The organism is Streptomyces botrytidirepellens, assembly GCF_003721215.1.
Taxonomy (GTDB): domain Bacteria; phylum Actinomycetota; class Actinomycetes; order Streptomycetales; family Streptomycetaceae; genus Streptomyces; species Streptomyces himastatinicus.
In genome coordinates, this window is the sequence record NZ_RIBZ01000313.1 from 21,964 (window position 1) to 39,043 (window position 17,080).

Sequence of the window (17,080 nt, forward strand, 5' to 3'; positions counted from 1 at the left end):
GATGCTGAGGTTTGGAGTCAACTACACGCCCTCCCAGGACTGGTTCTACTCCTGGCTGGCCCCGGACCCGGAGAGTACCCGCCGCGACATGAAGGCCCTGGCCGGCCTGGGAATCGACCATGTGCGCATCCTGCCGCTGTGGCCCGTGGTGCAGCCCAACCGCACCCTGATCCGCCGCCGCGCCCTCCAGGACGTCCGCGCGGTCGTGGAGATCGCGGGCGATGCCGGTCTCGACGCCGCCGTCGACGTCCTCCAGGGACACCTGTCCGGCTTCGACTTCGTGCCGAGCTGGCTGACGGACTGGCACCGGCGCAGCATGTTCAGCGACCCCGATGCCATCGCCGCCCAGGCCCGGCTGGTGGAGGCGTTCGACGAGCAGCTGCACGACCTGCCCACCTTCCTCGGGCTGACCCTGGGCAACGAGGTCAACCAGTTCACCTCGGCGGTGCACCCCAACCCGATGCCCGCCACGTCACACCAGGTCACTTCCTGGCTCGACGCCCTGCACGGCACCGGGCCGCGCGACCCCCGCCACTTCCGGCTGAACGCCGAATACGACGCCGTCTGGTACGCCGACGGCCACGCCTTCGTCCCGGCCCACTCCGCGCGGTACGGCCACATGAGCGTCGTCCACTCGTGGATCTTCAACGGCACGGCACAGGGCTACGGGGCCATGTCCCACGAGAGCGTCCACCACGCCGCGTATCTCATCGAGCTGTCCCGCGCCTTCGCCGTCGACCCCGTCCGCCCGGTGTGGCTCCAGGAGGTGGGCGCACCGCTCAATCACCTCGCCGAGGAGCAGGCGCCCGACTTCCTCGAACGGACGGTGCGGGCGGCGGCCGACAGCGAGGCGCTGTGGGGCATCACCTGGTGGTGCTCCCACGACGTGGAACGGCGGCTCGGAGACTTCCCCGACCTCGAACACAGCCTCGGCCTGATCGGCACCGACGGCGCGGTGAAGCCCATCGGGGAGCGCTTCGCCGCGCTCGCCGCCGAACTCCGCGGCCGGTCGCGCCCCGCTCCCCGGCGCGAAGCCGTCGTGGTCCCGGTCGACGGCGAGGACATCCCCGTGTCCCGGGCCGAACTGTCCCCGGGCGGCGGCGTGTTCGAGACCTGGATGCGGCGCGCCCGCGCCGGGGCACGCCCCGCCCTGGTCACGTCGGCGACCGCCGCCGACCCGGGCGCGCTGAGCGCCCGTGGCATCACCTCCCTCGTCCACGCCGAACCGACCGGGCGCACCTTCTACACCTCGGTCAGCGACGCGGACGTCCTCAACCGGACCCACACCCATGCCGAACACTGAACACCCGGCTGCTCCCGCGCCCGCCCCCGCCGCCGTCGAACGCCTCCTCACCGAGCTGACACCGCGGGAGAAGGTCGGCCAGCTCAACCAGCGCCTGTACGGCTGGCAGGCCGTCGAACGCAGGCCCCGCGGCGGCTTCCGGCTCACCCACCGGGCCCGCACCGAGATCGACCGCTGGGGCGGCCTCGGCGCCCTGTACGGGGTCTTCCGCGCCGACGCCTGGTCGGGCCGCTCCTGGCACGACGGCATCCGGCCCGAGGAGCGGGCCGAGGTCGCGGCCCTGGTGCAGGAGGAAGTGGCCCGGGGCGGCCGCCACCGCATCGGGGTGCTCCTCTCGGAAGAGGCACCCCACGGCCACCAGGCCCTCGGCGGGACGCTGCTGCCCACCAACCTGGCCGTCGCCGCCGGATGGGATCCGGCCCTGCTGACCGAGGCGGCGGCGGCCGCCGGCGCGGAACTGGCGGCGAGCGGGGTGCATCTGGCGCTGGTCTCGGCGCTGGATCTGCTGCGCGACCCGCGCTGGGGGCGGGCGGAGGAGTGTTTCGGCGAGGACCCGCTGCTGGCCGCCGAACTCACCCGTGCCGTGGTGACCGGAATGCAGGGTGGCCACCGGAACGCGCCCGGCGGTGTCGCCGTCGTCCTCAAGCACCTGGCGGGCCAGGGCGAGGCGGTCGGCGGACGCAACGGCCAGTCCGCCGTCATCGGCCCCCGCGACCTGCGCGAACTGCATCTGCCGAGTGTCCGGGCAGCGGTCGAGGCGGGGGCGCTGGGCTTCATGGCCGCCTACAACGACATCGACGGCGTGCCCTGCTGCGCCCACCGCGACCTGCTCACCGGCTTCCTGCGCGCCGAGTGCGGGTTCGACGGCATCGTCATGGCGGACGGCCGGGCCGTGGACCGCCTGACCGCGATGACCGGAAGCCCGGAGGCCGCAGCCGTGGCCGCCCTCGACGCCGGGGTGGACCTGTCGCTGTGGGACGAGTCCTTCACCCTGCTGGAGACCGCCGCGGCCCAGGACCCCCGCGTGGCCGAGCTGGTCGACGCCGCCTGCCGCCGGGTGCTCACCCTCAAACACCGCCTGGGCCTCCTGCCGGACACGGCCCCGGCGCGGCCCGCACCCGGGCGGGAGCGGCTCACCTTGGCCGCCCGGACGACGGACCGGCTGTCCCGGCGCCTGGCCCGCCAGTCCCTGGTCCTGCTGCACAACGCGGACCATCTGCTGCCGCTGACCCCGCAATCCCTCACCAAGGTGGTGCTCGCCGGGCCCAACGCCCACGACGTCACCGCGATGCTGGGCGACTACGTACCGCCCCTGCCCGCGTCGTCGGCCGTCTCCCTGGACCATGCGCTGCGCCGGGCGCTGCCCCACGCCGAGATCGTGTGCCCGCCGGGCCTGCCCTCCCGGAGCGACCTGGGCGGCGCCGACGTCGTGATCCTCGCCCTCGGCGGGACGAGCCACCGCGCCTACGACGACGCCTTCGCCGACAACGGGGCCGTCGCGGGACCCGCCGCAGTGGCGACCGCAGGAGAGGGCGTCGACCTCGCGGACGTGTCGCTGCCCGGAGGCCAGGACGACCTGGTCACCGCCGTACGCGCCCGGTCCGCATGTCCCGTCGTGGCGGTGGTCGTCGCGGGCAGGCCGCATGTGCTCACCACCGTTACGGAGCACACGGACGCCGTGCTGTGGGCCGGGTACCCCGGCCCCCACGGCGCCGATGCGATCACCGCCACGCTCCTCGGCGGCTGTGAACCGGTCGGTCTGCTGCCGTTCACCGCGCCCCGCCACTCCGGAGCCGTGCCCGTGCGGTACAACGACCGCCACTCGGCCGCCGACGTCTACCGGGACGCGCCGGACCCGGTGCTGTTCCCCTTCGGGTTCGGCCTGCGCTACGGGACCGTCGGCTTCGACCACCTCACCGCCACCGTGACCGGGCGATCCGTCCACGTCGAAGTCGGCGTCACCAACTCCGCCGCCACCGAGGCCGAGGTCATCGTGCCGTTGTTCGGCCACCGCACCGGCGGGGCGGTGCTGCCCCGGCGACGGGAACTCCTCGCCTTCCGCCGGGTCACCGCCCCGCCGCGCGGCCGCGTCACCGTCGCCTGGGACCTGCCCGCCGCGCGCTGCTTCGCCGAGGGCGCGACCGCACGGGCCCGCACCGACCTGTACGTGATGGATCTCCGTACGACGATCCGCCCCCACCAGGGAAGCGAGGACACGGCATGGCACGACAACGGCGACACCACGGCACCGGAAGACGGACCACGGACCGCATACGCACCGGCGCGCTCGCGGCCGCACTGGCCCTGACCCTGGGCGCCGGCAGCGCCCTGGCGAGCGACACCCTCCCCTGGCCGGGGGAGAGCGCCGTCGGAGCCAACCAGCCCTACCAGCACGGCTACTCCTCCACCGACCTGCTGCGGTGGAACCCCGCGGACGACACCGACGCCGAACTGCTGCGCGCCAAGGTGCCCCTCCAGACCCGCATCGCCCCCAACGCGAAAACCCAGCGCACATCGTCGCTCCCGGCCGACACCCAGATGCTCACTCTCGCGGGCGACTACGGCAACGCGTTCTTCGAAAGCCACCCGTACAGCAACGAGTTCAGCCAGTACCTCTTCAACTACTGGCAGTACAGCGACGTGTACGCGTCCTGGCACGGCATGCCCACCGAAGGCGTGCCCGTGGACTACTACGACCCCGACCTCGACTGGAAGGAGAAGTGGTTCGAGTTCGGGGCGGTCAACCTCCCCAACCCCGGCTACACCAACGCCGCCCACGCCAACGGCGTACGGTCGCTGGGCTGCGTCTTCTTCTCCCCGAACGACCGCGGCGACCAGGCGTACTCCGAACTGCTCCAGCGGGACGCCGACGGCCGCTTCCCCGCCGCCGCGAAGCTCATCGAGGTCGCCCGGTACTACGGCTTCGACGGCTATTTCCTCAACCAGGAGGACGCGGTCGCCCCGGCCGACATCCCCACCTACAAGAAGTTCCTCAAGCAGCTGCGCGACGGCGGCCTGTATGTGCAGTGGTACGACTCCATCGACAACTCCACCGGCAGGATCTCGTACCAGAACGAGTTCAACGCGGTGAACGGCCCGTTCGTCCGGGACGCGGCCGCGGGCGATGTGTCCGACTCCATCTTCCTCAACTACTGGTGGAACAAGTCCAAGCTCACCAAGTCGAAGACCTACGCGAAGGGCCTGGGTCTCGATCCGCGCAGAAGCGTCTTCGCCGGTGTCGAGGCGGGCATGTACCAGTTCGACCAGCCCTACGACCTCGACAACAACCTCGACGCCGACGGCGCCCCCATGAACGGCATCGCCACGCTCGGCGCCGACTTCGTCTCCTCCGACTACGCCAAGAAGACCGACGACACGGCCCAGTCGGCCGTCTTCGACCGGGAACGCCGCTGGTGGACCGGCTCGTCGCAGGGCGCCACCACGCCGGAGGGCACCTGGAAGGGCATGGCGAAGTACATAGCCGAGCGCTCCGTCATCAAGGGCAGCACCTTCGCGACGTCCTTCAACACCGGACACGGCCTGTCGACCTGGAGCGACGGCAAGCTCTCCAACGACGCCGAGTGGGGCAACATCAACCTCCAGGACATCCCGGTGACCTGGCAGTGGTGGATCGACGCCGCGAAGTCGTCGCTCAAGGCCGACTTCGACTACGGCCCCGAGTACACGCCCGCCGACCGCTTCTCGTACCGGAAGATCGGTGGCTACAACGGGGGCAGCTCCCTGGTCCTCAGCGGCACGCTCGACAGCGACAACACCGTACGCCTCTACAAGACCGACCTGAGCGTCACACAGGCGTCGACGCTCGACCTCACCTACAACAAGCCCTCGGCGGACGACGACTCCCAGCTGCGGCTCGCGCTGGTGCTCGCCTCCGACCCGGGCAAGGTGGTCCAGGTGCCGCTGTCCGGCTCCGGCCAGCACACGGGCGGCTGGACCACTGCCTCCGCCGATCTGTCGAAGTACGCCGGGGAGCGGATCGCCTCCCTCGGCCTCGTCGTCGCCGCGGGCGCACAGCCGATCAAGGACTACCAGGTCAACCTGGGCGCCCTGGCACTGCACGACGGCGTCGACCGCACCCCGGCGGCGCCGAAGAAGCTGCGCATCGACCAGCTGCTGCCCGGAAGCGATGAGTTGTTCCTGTCCTGGCAGCGCAGCGACTACGACACGGTCCGCCGCTACGACGTCTACCTCGACGACACCTACCTCGGCGGCATCTACGACGACGTCTACTACGTCAAGCGCTTTACCGCCACCTCGGGGCAGATCAAGCTCGTCGCGGTCGGCCCCGACGGCACCCGGAGCAAGCCCGCGACCGTGTCGTTCGACCTGTCCACGGCCCCGGCCGACGTGACCGCCAAGGCGGCACCCGACGGCACCCTGAAGGCGGCATGGTCCCCGAAGCAGACCGGTCGGCCCGTCACCGTGGCCGTCCGCAGCCTCGACACCTCCAAGCCGTTCACCAAGGAGGTCACGGTACCGGGCAACCAGTCGGGCGCGACCCTGACCGGCGTGCCCGTGAGCGGAGATGAGTACCTGCTCACCGTGAAGACCGCCGACGGCACGGCCACCGGTGTGCGCGGCACCTTCGCCGACACCGACATCAGCCCCTATCCCACGTCCGCCGTGAAGATCACGGGAAACACCTTCGCCTTCTCCCGCCCCACCCTTGCGGACTGGCACACGCTGACGGTCCTGGAGAACGGGCAGCCGAAGTCGTTCGCCACGACCTATGGATCGGGCACCAAGCCGTATATCGTCCGCGGCCGCACCACCCGTTCGGCGATGACGGTCACCATGTCCAGCGCCACCAGTAAGGTCGTCGCGGTCCTGGAGGACTACGCCGGGAACAAGACCACGACGGTGTTGCGCGACAACTGACCACGGGGGCGCCGCCGGTGCGGGACCGAGCCGGGTTTATGAGTCCGGGCGCGGGCAACCCTAAAAGCGTTGGCCATAGAATTTGTCAGCGCGAGGGCGTTCTCGCGTTCGAATTGAGCTCTACCCAACGATATCTGACGGTGCGTATTCGCTGGTCAGTTCGATGGATCACCCGTGCACTCACCTGCGGCGCCCTCGGCCCCACTCTCTTGTCCCTTCCGTCCCGGGCGTGAATTTCGGCCCCTTATCTAAAATCGTCGGCAAGTTGAAATCCCGTCATGCAGTTGTTCGGCCCTTTTAGGACTTTGCTAACGCATTACTTTCCTGGATAAGTGGATAATCGTTTCTTCATATCTAGGATCGCGGGCTATGACGGACACTCCACGCGGCAACTCCGCCACCCGTGCGCGCTGGCAGACGTGTCTCAGGCTCGCTCGCGAGCTCCTCCTCATCGGGCCGGACGACAAGGACCTCAAGCTCGGTTATCTCCAGACTCTGATCGACACCGGCGACCTCGGCCCCACCCCGCATCCGCGCAAGAAGATCCTCATCGTCGGCGCCGGTATCACCGGCCTCGTCGCCGGCCGACTGCTCAAGGACGCCGGTCACGACGTCACCATCCTGGAGGCCAACGCCAGTCGGGTCGGCGGACGCATCAAGACCTTCCGCACCACCAAGCACCACCAGCCCTTCGACGACTCCGCCCAGTACGCCGAGGCCGGGGCCATGCGGCTGCCCGACTTCCATCCGCTCGTCCTCGCCCTCGTCGACAAGCTCGGGCTCGGCCGCCGCCAGTTCTACAACGTGGACATCGACCCCTCCACCGGCAGCGGCCCCGAGGTCGCCGTCCCGCCGGTGACGTACACGTCCTTCACCGGCCGCACCTGGACCCACGGCGAGGACAGCCCGGGCTTCCAGGAACCCGACAAGCGCGGCAACTCCTGGATCCGCGCCAACCGCACCCAGGTGCGGCGGGCCGACTACGGCGCCGCCCCCGAGCGGATCAACGAGGGCTTCCACCTCACCGACGACGAGGTCCGCGCCCCCGTCATCAAGATGGCCGACGACGCGCTGGAGTACGTACGCGACTACTACTCCGACATCGTCGACGGCCGGCGCGTCAACAAGCCGTTCGACGAGTGGGTCGAGGGCTGGGCCCGGGTCATCCGCGACTTCGACGGCTACTCCATGGGCGGCTTCCTGCGTGAGTGCGGCGGGCTCAGCGATGAGGCGATCGAGGCCGTCGGAACCCTGGAGAACATGTCCTCGCGGCTGCACCTCTCCTTCTTCCACAGCTTCCTGAGCCGCAGCGACATCAACCCGGGCGTCCGCTACTGGGAGGTGCCCGGCGGCAGCTGGCGCCTGCCGCACGCCCTCCACCAGGGCCTGCGCGACGAGGTGAAGCTCGGCCACCGCATGATCCGCCTCGAATACCACGACCCCAGCCGCGATGCCGACCCCGAGGGCACCGGTGCCGTCGGATCCGATGGGTGGGGCGTGGCCGTGCAGACCGTCCCCGAGAACGACCCGCAGGCCCCGCCGCGCCTGTGGACGGCGGACCTGGCGATCGTCACCATCCCGTTCTCCGCGCTGCGCTTCGTGGAGATCGTCCCCTCGATGTCGTACAAGAAGCGCCGCGCCATCATCGAGACCCACTACGACCAGGCCACCAAGGTGCTGCTGGAGTTCAGCCACCGGTGGTGGGAGTTCACCGAGGACGACTGGCGCAACGAACTGGAGAGCATCGGCCCGGGCCTCTACGAGCACTACCAGCAGGGCGGCGAGCAGGACACCGCGCCCGTCCCCGCGTTCGTCGCCGAGGCGGGCGCAGGGCTGCTCGGTGCCGCGGTCAAGGACAACAGCGTCACCGAGGACATGCGGCAGCTCAACAGCACCATGCCGCTGCGCGGCCCCGCCGTCCGCCCCGCCTCCCACTGCTTCGGAGGGGGTTCCGCCACCGACAACCCCAACCGGTTCATGTACTACCCCTCGCACCGGGTCGAGGGCAGCACCGGCGGCGTGGTGCTCGCCTCGTACTCCTGGTCCGACGACGCCGCGCGCTGGGACTCCATGCGCAACGACGAGCGCTACGTCTACGCCCTGCGCAACCTCCAGGCCCTGCACGGCCGCCGCATCGAGGTGTTCTTCACCGGCCGCGGCGCCACCAAGAGCTGGGCCCGCGACCCGTACGCCTTCGGCGAGGCCGCCATCTACACCCCGCACCAGATGACCAGCTTCCACCTGGACGTGTCCCGCCCCGAAGGCCCCGTCCACTTCGCCGGGGAGCACACCTCGCTCAAGCACGCCTGGATCGAGGGCGCACTGGAGAGCGCCGTCCGCGCCGCCACCGCCGTCCACCAGGCCCCGTCGGTCACCACCCCGGGCGCGCACCGGGAGGGCCGTTCATGACCGCGGTCTTCCCCGAGTGCACGGTCGCCCGCTACCTGGCCCGCCGTCTGGCCGAGTTGGGCATCACGCATCTGTTCGGCGTCCCCGGCAACCACCTGGGCCCGTTCCTCACCACCCTGCGGGCCGAGGGCGACGTCGAGTGGGTCGGCACCCCCACCGAGGGCGGCGCGGGCCAGGCCGCCGACGCCTACGCCCGCGTCCACGGCATCGGCGCGGCCGCCGTCACCTACAGCGTGGGCGCGTTCAACCTGCTCAACGCCTGCGGCGGCGCCTACGTCGAACACGTCCCGCTCGTCGCCATCAACGCCTGCCCGCCCTACGAGCAGTGGCAGAACTACCGCGCCCTCGGCCTGCTCACCTCCCACATGAGCCCCCGTCGGGAGAGCAACCTGGACGTCTACCGGCAGGTCACCGTAGAGGCGCAGGTCATCTCCAACCCCGGCCTCGCGCCCGGCCAGATCGACGCCGCGCTCACCGCCTGCCTGTCCGAGCGCAGGCCCGTCTACCTGGAGGTCATGGAGGACCTGTGGGACGAGCCCTGCGCCGCCGCCGAGCAGCCCCTCCTCCGCCGCGAGCGGCCGTTCAGCACCCGCAACCAGACCATGCTGGACAACGCGGTGGACGCCATCCTCACCCTGATCGACGAACACCCCGGCCCGGACGGCAGGCCCCGCCCGATCATCTGGGCCGGTGAGGAGATCGACCGGTTCCGCCTCGGCGGGCAGCTTACCGAGCTGACGGACGCCACCGGGGTGCCCTTCTGTACCACCGTCGGCGCCAAGGCCGTCGTCGACGAGGAACCGCGGCAGTTCCACGGCGTCTACAACGGCGCGGCCAGCCACCCGGACGTGCACTGGATCTTCAAGGAGTGGGCCACCTGCCGGATCGGCCTCGGGGCCTGGTCCACGTCGAAGAACCTCGGCGGGGAGCAGTGCGTCGGCACCGACTGGGCGATGGCCGCCCAGGGCGGTGTCAGCGTCGGCACCCGGTACTTCCCCGACGTCCAGCTGGAGCGGCTCCTGCCCGCCCTCCAGGACGCGCTGGTGAAGCGCTTCGGCTCCGGCGGACTGACCGCCGACTACTACGCCGAGGCCCACGCCCACCACGGCGCGCCCGGTGACCGCCCCGCGAGCCTGCGGAGCCACCGCGCCACGCTCCGCACCGGCGGCTCGCGCTCCCGGCACGACGAACGGCTCACCTACGACGGCGTGTTCGACCGCGTCAACCACTTCCTGGGCCATGAGACGCAAGGTGACTGGACGGTCGTCTCCGACGCCGCGTTCTCGCTCATCGGCTCGATGAACCTGAGCCTGCCCGCGGGCGGGTTCCTGTCGCAGATCAGCTGGCTGTCCATCGGCTGGTCCGTCGGCGCGGCCACCGGCGCCGCGCTCGCCCCGGAACGCCATCACGCCCGCCCGATGGTGTTCGTCGGCGACGGCGCCTTCCAGGAGACCTGCCAGGAGATCTCCACCCACACCCGGCTCGGGCTGCGGTCGGTGGTGTTCGTCATGGACAACGGGCACTTCTACGGCATCGAGCAGATGCTGGTGCACCCGTCCTACTACGCCGACCGGGACTCCCGCGACGGCACGGGCGAGACGGAGGAGGCGGACTTCTACAACGTCCTCCACCCGTGGCACTACGACCGCCTCGCGGAGGTGTTCTCCGGCAAGAACACCCCGGCGAACGGGATCAGCATCGCCCACACCTCCGAGCTGGACGAACTGCTGGCCCGCCTCGCCGATCCCACCGACCCGCTCAACGCCGGACCGCTGCTGGTCCGCGTCCGCCTGCACCGGCACGACTACCCGCGGGCCATGGCGTACAAGGTGCAACAGAAAAGGGGTTAGGAACATGTCCGAGTTCATCAACGTGATGATCGCGTTCGACGCGTTCTCGATCGCCAAGCGCTACCCCAGTGCGTCGAGGAACCCCGACGCGCCGACCCAGGTCGACCACGACCTGATCTACATGACGACACGCCACGACCGCGTCGTCGGCACGTCGGGAGCCGAGCTGAACTTCCGTGCCAACCCCCGGGACATCATCCGGTGGCGCGAGACGACGCTGTCGCTCAACAGCGAATACAGCGCCCTGCTGTACCGGTACGTGAGCGGCGATCCGTTGATCAGCACGCCGCGGATCGTGGTGGGCGACGGCACCTATCCGATGCCGAAGGAGGGGTCCGACGGCAGGCCGGACTTCGTCACGCAGGACTACGAGGACCACTACTGGGAGGCGGACGTCCGCAAGACCGGCCGGGTCACGTACCGCTTCTACTTCCAGATCCTGGACAGTGACCTGAAGCCGGTGGGGTACTTCCAATGGGACCCGTTCATCACCATCGACAAACGCTCCTGACGGCCATCGCCGCGGTCGGGTAACCGCACACCACGTGGACGGCGCGCAGCCCCGCGCCGTCCACTCCGCCGTCCGTCATGCGTCAGCGGATCCAGACGACCCGGCCCAGAACGGCGATCTCGCCTCCGTCGGACTCGCCGTCGGGAGGGATCACATCGATGACCGGCCCGGTGCAGTCGTTGTTCATGTAGGCGAGGGAGACCGACTGACCACCTCCCCCTGCTGGCGGGCACCCCCATCCTCGTCCAGACCACGGAACTGGCCACCGCGCGCCAAGGTGGCCGCACCATCGACGCATTGATCGACTTCCCGGGTGCGACGTATACGGAACTCACCGGTGAGGCCGAGACCTGGCCCGGTGTCCGCATCGTCCCCACCCCTGGCCACACCGACGGCCACCAGTCCCTCGTCGTCCGCCGCCCGGACGGCACGGTCGTCCTGGCCGGTCAGGCCCATGACTCCGCCTCCGAGTTCGCCGCCGACCACCTGGCCCGCCACGCCGCCAGGAGCGGCCTGGCCCCGCCGCTTCCCCCGTACCGGCCCTGGCTGGACCGCCTCGCCGACTTCGACCCGCGCCGTGTGCTCTTCGCCCACGACCACGCCGTGTGGGAGCCCCCGAGAAGCGGACCGGAGCCTGAGGTGGGATCAGCGACCGTGGTGGTGCATGACGTGCTTGGTGCGCGAGTAGTCCTGGAGGGCGTAGATCGACAGGTCCCGGCCGTAGCCGGATCCCTTGAAGCCACCCCAGGGGACCTCGGCGGCCAGTACGAGGTGCGAGTTCACCCAGACCGTTCCGCTGTCGAGGCGCGCGGCGACGTCGTGACTGCGGCGGGCGTTCTCGGTCCACACCGAGGCGGACAGGCCGAGGGGCACGTCGTTGGCCCGGCGTACCGCCTCGTCCTCGTCGGTGAAGGTCTCGACGGTGACCACCGGGCCGAAGATCTCCTGGCGCGTGGCCTCGGCGCCTTCGGGGAGGTCGATCAGCACGGTCGGGGCGACGAAGTAGCCTGGGCCGTCGAGGGCTTCGCCGCCCGTCGCCGCGCGGGCGCCGTCGTTCTTCGCGCGCTCCACGAACCCGGTGACACGGTCGAAGTGTGCCTTCGAGACCATGGGGCCGACCTCGACCTCCTCGCCGGAGCGCGGGTCACCGACAACCAATGCCCGAACCTCGCCGACGAGATGGTCGACGAACTGCTCGGCGACCGACGCGTGGACGAGGACGCGGCAGGCGGCCCCGCACTCCTGGCCGGAGTTCCAGAACCCGGCTTCCCGCAGGGCCGAGGCGGCGGCCGCGAGATCGGCGTCCGGGAAGATCAGAACCGGGGCCTTGCCGCCGAGTTCGAGGTGTACGCGCTTGAGGGTGTCCGCGGCGGCCCGGGCCACGGCGCGGCCGCTGGGGACCGAACCGGTCAACGCGATCATGTCCACGTCCGGGTGCTCGGCGAGCCGGGCCCCGGCCACCGCGCCGTAGCCGGTCACCACGTTCACCACCCCGGGCGGCAGGAGATCGGCGACGAGCTCGGCGAACTTCAGCGTGGTCAGCGGAGTCTGCTCGGACGGCTTGATGACCAGGGTGTTGCCCGCGGCGAGGATGGGCGCGAGCTTCCAGGCCGCCATGAGCAGGGGATAGTTCCAGGGCGTGATCACGCCGACGATCCCGAGCGGTTCCCGCAGGATGACCGACAGGTGGTCCTCGACGTAGTCACCGGCGGCCATCGAGGTGGCCGCGCGCATCGCACCGGCCATGAAGCGGAAGGTGTCGACGGTCATGGCGACGTCGTCCCGTGACACCGCGAGCGGCTTGCCGGTGTTCGCCGACTCCAGCCTGACCAGGAGGTCGGTGTGCTCGGCCAGCCGGTCGGCGATGGCGTGCAGCACCTCCGAGCGGTCCTTGGGGACCAGCCGCGCCCACGGGCCCTTGGCCCGCGCCGCGGCGGCGACCGCTCGGTCGATGTCCTCGGCGGTTCCCTCGGGAATCCGGGCGATGACGCTCTCCGTGCTCGGATCGACCACGTCGATGACGCGCTCGTGCGATCCGCCGGGGGACGTCCCGTCGAGGAAGGCCCCGTCCACGAAGTGGCCGGCCGGAGGAAGGTCGGCCGCGGAGATCAGCGGCGGTGCGTCCGTCGCGCGGCGAACGGTGACCGTCGTGGATGCGGCGGCAGTGCTCATGATCAGTGGCTCCCTGGGTGGTGGTGGGAATCGGCCGGGATGCGGTCGGGGGCCTTAAGCCCCGTCACGCCGACCGCTGGCGAAGCTCCTCGTACAGGGCGGAGATCCTGGCGGTCGTGGCGGCGTCGAGGCCGAGCACCGGCTCACGGGGAGGCCCGATGGGGAACCCTGCCACCTCCAGGGCGGCCTTGACCGCCGGAATGAACGGCGCGGACATCATGGTGTCCATCAGGGGGTAGATCCGCGCCCACTCGGCTCGCGCGCGCCCGAGTTCGCCGTCGCGCACCGCACGGTGGATCGAGACGAGTTCGGCGGGCATCACGTTCGCGGTCCCGGCCATGACACCGGCGGCGCCCTCGGAGATCGCCTGGAGAAGGAGGCTGTCCCAGCCGATGAAGGTGGAGATGACGTCGCCGTACCGGTGGATCAGCTGTCCGGCCTGGGCCATGTCGCCGCTGGTGTCCTTGATGTACTGGATGTTCTCGACCTCGCGGGCGAGCTGTCCGACGGTTTCCGGCGGGAGCGGGACACCGGTGGCCGCGGGCAGGTTGTAGAGCATGATCGGGATGTCCACGGCGTCGGCCACGGTACGCAGGTAGCGCAGCGTCTCATCGAGCGTGAGCGGCTCGTAGTACGGGGCGACGACCATCAGGACCGAGGCTCCGGCGGCCTCTGCGTGGCGGGACAGCGCGACCGCTTCCTTCGTGCTCAGCGCACCGGTCTGCGCGATCACCGGCACGCGTCCGGCCACCTGGTCGACGACGGTCTCGACCACCTGGCGCCGCTCCGCGCCGCTCATCGCCGCGAACTCACCGGTGGATCCGCAGGCGACGACGCCGTCGACCCCGCCGTCGACGCTGCGGTCGACCAGGCGGCGCAGGGTTTTCTCGTCGATCTGTCCGTCGGGCGCGAACGGTGAGGCAAGGGCGGTCAGGACACCGCTCAGCTGTGACGACATGCTGTGAGTCTCCTCGGAAGAAACTGGGGGACAGGGGAGGCGGAGTCAGGTGACGGCGCGCAGCGGCGCCAGGCCGTGCGGGATGGTCTGCCGGTCGGTGGCCAGCAGGCTCTGCGCCTCCTGCGCGGCGGACAGGCCGGTCTGGATCGCGGTCTCGGTGTAGAGGGTGCCGAGGTAGTCACCGGCCAGGAGGACCCGGCCGCTGCGGCGGGTCAGCGTCGACTGCAACCTCCCGCGGCCGGGGAAGCAGTAGGGCGCGCCGGTGGGCCAGCGCTGCACCTCGGCTTCGACGACCTTCTCGGGGAGGCCCGGCAGGACCTGGCCGAGGTCGTCGAGGTAGGTCCGGCGGATCTCGTCGTCGTCGCGTTCGAGGAGCGACCGCGCCAGACTGCCCGGCGAGAAGGTCATGACGCTGCTGCCGGGACGGCGTTCCGGCTCCAGACCGCGCGCGATATTCGACATGTTCAGCAGGACGTTGAAGGACCGCTTCGGCGTCGCGATGGCGTAGGCGCCGTCCCATTTCTGACGCCCGGTCTCGTTGGTGAGGAACGCCGCGCTCACGTACGGGCCGTAGACGACCTTCGACAGGGCCTCCCGGACGTCGCGGTCGAGGTCGACCGCGATGCGGTGGCTGACGGTCGCGGGAGTGGCCAGGACCACGCAGCGCGCCTCGACCTCCCGCTCCACCCCGTCCTGCCGGTAGCGGACGACGACCGAGCCCTTTTTCTGAACGATCTCGTCGACGGCCGCGTTCAGCCGCACCCGGTCCGACAGGGCCGCGGCGATGCCCTCGGTGAGGGTGGAGGGGCCGCCGAGGATGCTCTGCGTGAGGCCACCGCCGATGTTCCACACCAGGCTGAAGTAGCCGACACCGGCACCGGCGGAGATCTGGTCGATGTCGGCGGCGGAACGGGTCACCGTGGGCTTGAACAGCGCTTCGGCGTCTTCGGGCAGGTCGCCCACGAAGTCGGAGAAGCTGCGGTCGTTCATGAAGTCGTAGACCCGCCGCTGGCGGGCGGCCTCGTCCTCGCCGGGCCGCAACCGCACGATCCTCGCGTACTTGGCGACGGCGAGCGCGACCTTGGCACCGGCCTTCACCATCCCGGCGCGGGCGGACCACGGCATGGGAATCCGGAACGGATAGCTCTCCACCCGGCCGTTCAGGAGCAGCTTGCCGTTCATGGACAGCCCGGCCAGCGATCCCGTCACCGGGGTCGAGTCGATGCCGGTGTCGCGCAGGAGCCACGCCGTGGAGGAGTTTCCGCCCGCGTAGACGTGCCCGCCCCAGTTGAGCCAGTACGGTCCGCGGCGCTCCGAGCGGATGCGTCCGCCGACCCGGCCCTCCGACTCCAGCAGCAGCGTGTCCCAGTGCCGCAGTCGCCAGCCCGCGGACAGTCCCGCGATGCCGCCTCCGACGATCACTACGTCCTTCATCATGTCCTTCCCTGGCCGTTGCGGGGGAGATGACAGCGGTCAGACACTCGCCGGGCGCCCGGCGGTCTCGGCGGTCCCGCCGGTGCGGGGATGCAGCGCGGCGGCTTCGTGCAGGGCCAGGTCCCGCGTCTCGGGCGCCCACAGGACGGACACGAGGGCGCCGACGAGGCTGATCGCGGCGGCGGCGATCATGGTGCCGCCGATGCCCCAACTGGTCAGGGCCAGCGGGACGAGATAGGTGCCGACGGCGGCGCCGATACGGCTGACGGAGGAGGCCAGCCCGACGGCGGAGCCGCGTACCTCGGTCGGGAACAGTTCGTTCGGGTAGATCCACTGGAGGATCTGGGTGCCGCCGATGATGATCGCGTACAGGGCGAACAGGGTCATGATCACGCCCGAGGGGGCGTGGGGGAAGATGCCGAGCAGCAGCAGGGCCAGGCCCGACCAGACGAAACTGTGGATGACCAGGGTGCGGCGGCCCATTCGGTTCACCCCGAGCAGGGCGATCACACAGCCGAGGAGGAACATGACGGTGATCAGCGCCTCCCCGATGTTGGCGAGCCCGCCCTCGAGCTGAAGCGCGTCCAGGATCTTCGGGCCGAAGGCGTAGATGGCGAACAGCGGGACGACGGAACAGGTCCAGAAGACGGAGATGTACAGCATCCGTCCGCCGTAGCCGGAGCGCATGATCGCCTTGACGTCGACGTTCTCGTGCTCCTCCGCGGTCAGGTCGACGATCGTCGCGTCGGGACCGTAGACCTGCTTGAGGACGGCCTCGGCCTCGTCGGTGCGGCCCTTGTTCGCCAGCCAGCGCGGGGACTCGGGCGTGCCGTGACGCAGCAGCACGATGATCGTGGCGGGCAGCGTGGCGCTGGCGAGCATCCACCGCCATCCGTCGTGGCCGACCGACAGCAGGATCTCGCCGACGACGTACGCGGTGGCGGCGCCCACGAACCACATGACGACCAGGCCGCCGAGCAGCGGCCCCCGGTAGCGGCGCGGCGTGAACTCGGCCAGCAGTGAGGTGGCGATGGGGTAGTCCGCGCCGACCGCCATGCCGATCAGCAGGCGCAGGATGAACAGCCACACCGGATCGGCGGCCCAGAACTGGGCGACCGAGCAGACGATGATGGCGATCAGGTCGATGGTGTACAGCAGCTGCCGGCCGAACTTGTCGGTCAGCCAGCCGCCCACGAAGGCACCGAGGAAGATGCCGATGAGCGCCGAGGCGCCGATGAGCCCCTGGGCGGAGTCGGACAGGTCCAGTTGCGGCGTGATCTGCACCATGGCGACGCCGATGATGCTCAGGACGTAGCCGTCGAGGAACGGCCCCCCGGAGGAGTACAGCGCGAGTTTCTTGTGGAAGCCCGAAAGGGGCGCGTCATCCACTCTGTTTTGTGCGTTTGCGGTCATCTCAGCCTCCGGGAGCGGTTCCCGGACGTGCCCGGGGCAGGGCCGTCCGGTCCAGGTCGGGGTTGATGTCGTGTCGTTGGTGCCGGACGCCCGGTCGCCGCCCCGGTGAGGGCGGTCCGGGCCGGACACAC

At 70.4% G+C, this 17,080-nt stretch carries 10 protein-coding genes and 1 pseudogene; 7 read left to right on the plus strand and 4 right to left on the minus strand.

The genetic code is table 11. From position 1 onward, the window contains the following. The first annotated feature begins 1 nt into the window (after position 1). The 7 genes and pseudogenes from EEJ42_RS26640 to EEJ42_RS53155 all read left to right on the plus strand — a co-directional run. A complete protein-coding gene (locus EEJ42_RS26640; protein WP_123103688.1) occupies positions 2-1,303 on the plus strand; it encodes a glycoside hydrolase 5 family protein in 1,302 nt (433 codons plus the stop codon). Further along, the gene (locus tag EEJ42_RS26645; RefSeq protein WP_123103690.1) at positions 1,290-3,611 is read left to right on the plus strand and encodes a glycoside hydrolase family 3 protein; all 2,322 of its coding nucleotides are present in this window, start codon (positions 1,290-1,292) and stop codon (positions 3,609-3,611) included. The genes EEJ42_RS26640 and EEJ42_RS26645 overlap by 14 nt, the downstream gene beginning before the upstream one ends. Beyond that, complete coding sequence (locus EEJ42_RS26650; RefSeq protein ID WP_123103692.1) at positions 3,524-6,202, plus strand: endo-beta-N-acetylglucosaminidase; 2,679 nt, start codon at positions 3,524-3,526, stop codon at positions 6,200-6,202. Before EEJ42_RS26645 ends, EEJ42_RS26650 begins: the two co-directional genes overlap by 88 nt. 369 nt (positions 6,203-6,571) lie before the next feature. Continuing rightward, entirely contained in the window at positions 6,572-8,611 is a 2,040-nt protein-coding gene (locus EEJ42_RS26655) for a flavin monoamine oxidase family protein (RefSeq protein ID WP_123103694.1), read from the plus strand. Then, on the plus strand, positions 8,608-10,461 hold the full coding sequence (locus tag EEJ42_RS26660; RefSeq protein ID WP_123103696.1) for a thiamine pyrophosphate-binding protein: 1,854 nt from the start codon (positions 8,608-8,610) through the stop codon (positions 10,459-10,461). The genes EEJ42_RS26655 and EEJ42_RS26660 overlap by 4 nt, the downstream gene beginning before the upstream one ends. A gap of 4 nt (positions 10,462-10,465) precedes the next feature. Next, the gene (locus EEJ42_RS26665; protein ID WP_123103698.1) at positions 10,466-10,972 is read left to right on the plus strand and encodes an inclusion body family protein; all 507 of its coding nucleotides are present in this window, start codon (positions 10,466-10,468) and stop codon (positions 10,970-10,972) included. A gap of 216 nt (positions 10,973-11,188) precedes the next feature. Continuing rightward, positions 11,189-11,596, plus strand: a pseudogene (locus EEJ42_RS53155) (MBL fold metallo-hydrolase); the annotation flags it as partial. A 21-nt stretch (positions 11,597-11,617) separates the two neighbouring features. Here EEJ42_RS53155 and EEJ42_RS26675 read toward each other — a convergent pair. The 4 genes from EEJ42_RS26675 to EEJ42_RS26690 all read right to left on the minus strand — a co-directional run bounded on the left by EEJ42_RS26675 (position 11,618) and on the right by EEJ42_RS26690 (position 16,925). Beyond that, on the minus strand, positions 11,618-13,144 hold the full coding sequence (locus EEJ42_RS26675; protein ID WP_184503287.1) for an aminobutyraldehyde dehydrogenase: 1,527 nt from the start codon (positions 13,142-13,144) through the stop codon (positions 11,618-11,620). A 64-nt stretch (positions 13,145-13,208) separates the two neighbouring features. Beyond that, complete coding sequence (locus EEJ42_RS26680; protein WP_123103700.1) at positions 13,209-14,102, minus strand: dihydrodipicolinate synthase family protein; 894 nt, start codon at positions 14,100-14,102, stop codon at positions 13,209-13,211. A 45-nt stretch (positions 14,103-14,147) separates the two neighbouring features. Beyond that, a complete protein-coding gene (locus tag EEJ42_RS26685; protein ID WP_221179431.1) occupies positions 14,148-15,539 on the minus strand; it encodes a protoporphyrinogen/coproporphyrinogen oxidase in 1,392 nt (463 codons plus the stop codon). A gap of 36 nt (positions 15,540-15,575) precedes the next feature. After that, entirely contained in the window at positions 15,576-16,925 is a 1,350-nt protein-coding gene (locus EEJ42_RS26690; RefSeq protein ID WP_221179432.1) for an MFS transporter, read from the minus strand. Between the last annotated feature and the right edge of the window lie 155 nt (positions 16,926-17,080).

What these genes read in the sequence shown, in the direction of transcription:
- EEJ42_RS26640 (WP_123103688.1), top strand. Translation starts at nt 2, where the DNA reads ATGCTGAGGTTTGGAGTCAACTACACGCCCTCCCAGGACTGGTTCTAC.
- EEJ42_RS26645 (WP_123103690.1), top strand. Translation starts at nt 1,290, where the DNA reads ATGCCGAACACTGAACACCCGGCTGCTCCCGCGCCCGCCCCCGCCGCC.
- EEJ42_RS26650 (WP_123103692.1), top strand. Translation starts at nt 3,524, where the DNA reads ATGGCACGACAACGGCGACACCACGGCACCGGAAGACGGACCACGGAC.
- EEJ42_RS26655 (WP_123103694.1), top strand. Translation starts at nt 6,572, where the DNA reads ATGACGGACACTCCACGCGGCAACTCCGCCACCCGTGCGCGCTGGCAG.
- EEJ42_RS26660 (WP_123103696.1), top strand. Translation starts at nt 8,608, where the DNA reads ATGACCGCGGTCTTCCCCGAGTGCACGGTCGCCCGCTACCTGGCCCGC.
- EEJ42_RS26665 (WP_123103698.1), top strand. Translation starts at nt 10,466, where the DNA reads ATGTCCGAGTTCATCAACGTGATGATCGCGTTCGACGCGTTCTCGATC.
- EEJ42_RS26675 (WP_184503287.1), bottom strand. Translation starts at nt 13,144, where the DNA reads ATGAGCACTGCCGCCGCATCCACGACGGTCACCGTTCGCCGCGCGACG.
- EEJ42_RS26680 (WP_123103700.1), bottom strand. Translation starts at nt 14,102, where the DNA reads ATGTCGTCACAGCTGAGCGGTGTCCTGACCGCCCTTGCCTCACCGTTC.
- EEJ42_RS26685 (WP_221179431.1), bottom strand. Translation starts at nt 15,539, where the DNA reads ATGATGAAGGACGTAGTGATCGTCGGAGGCGGCATCGCGGGACTGTCC.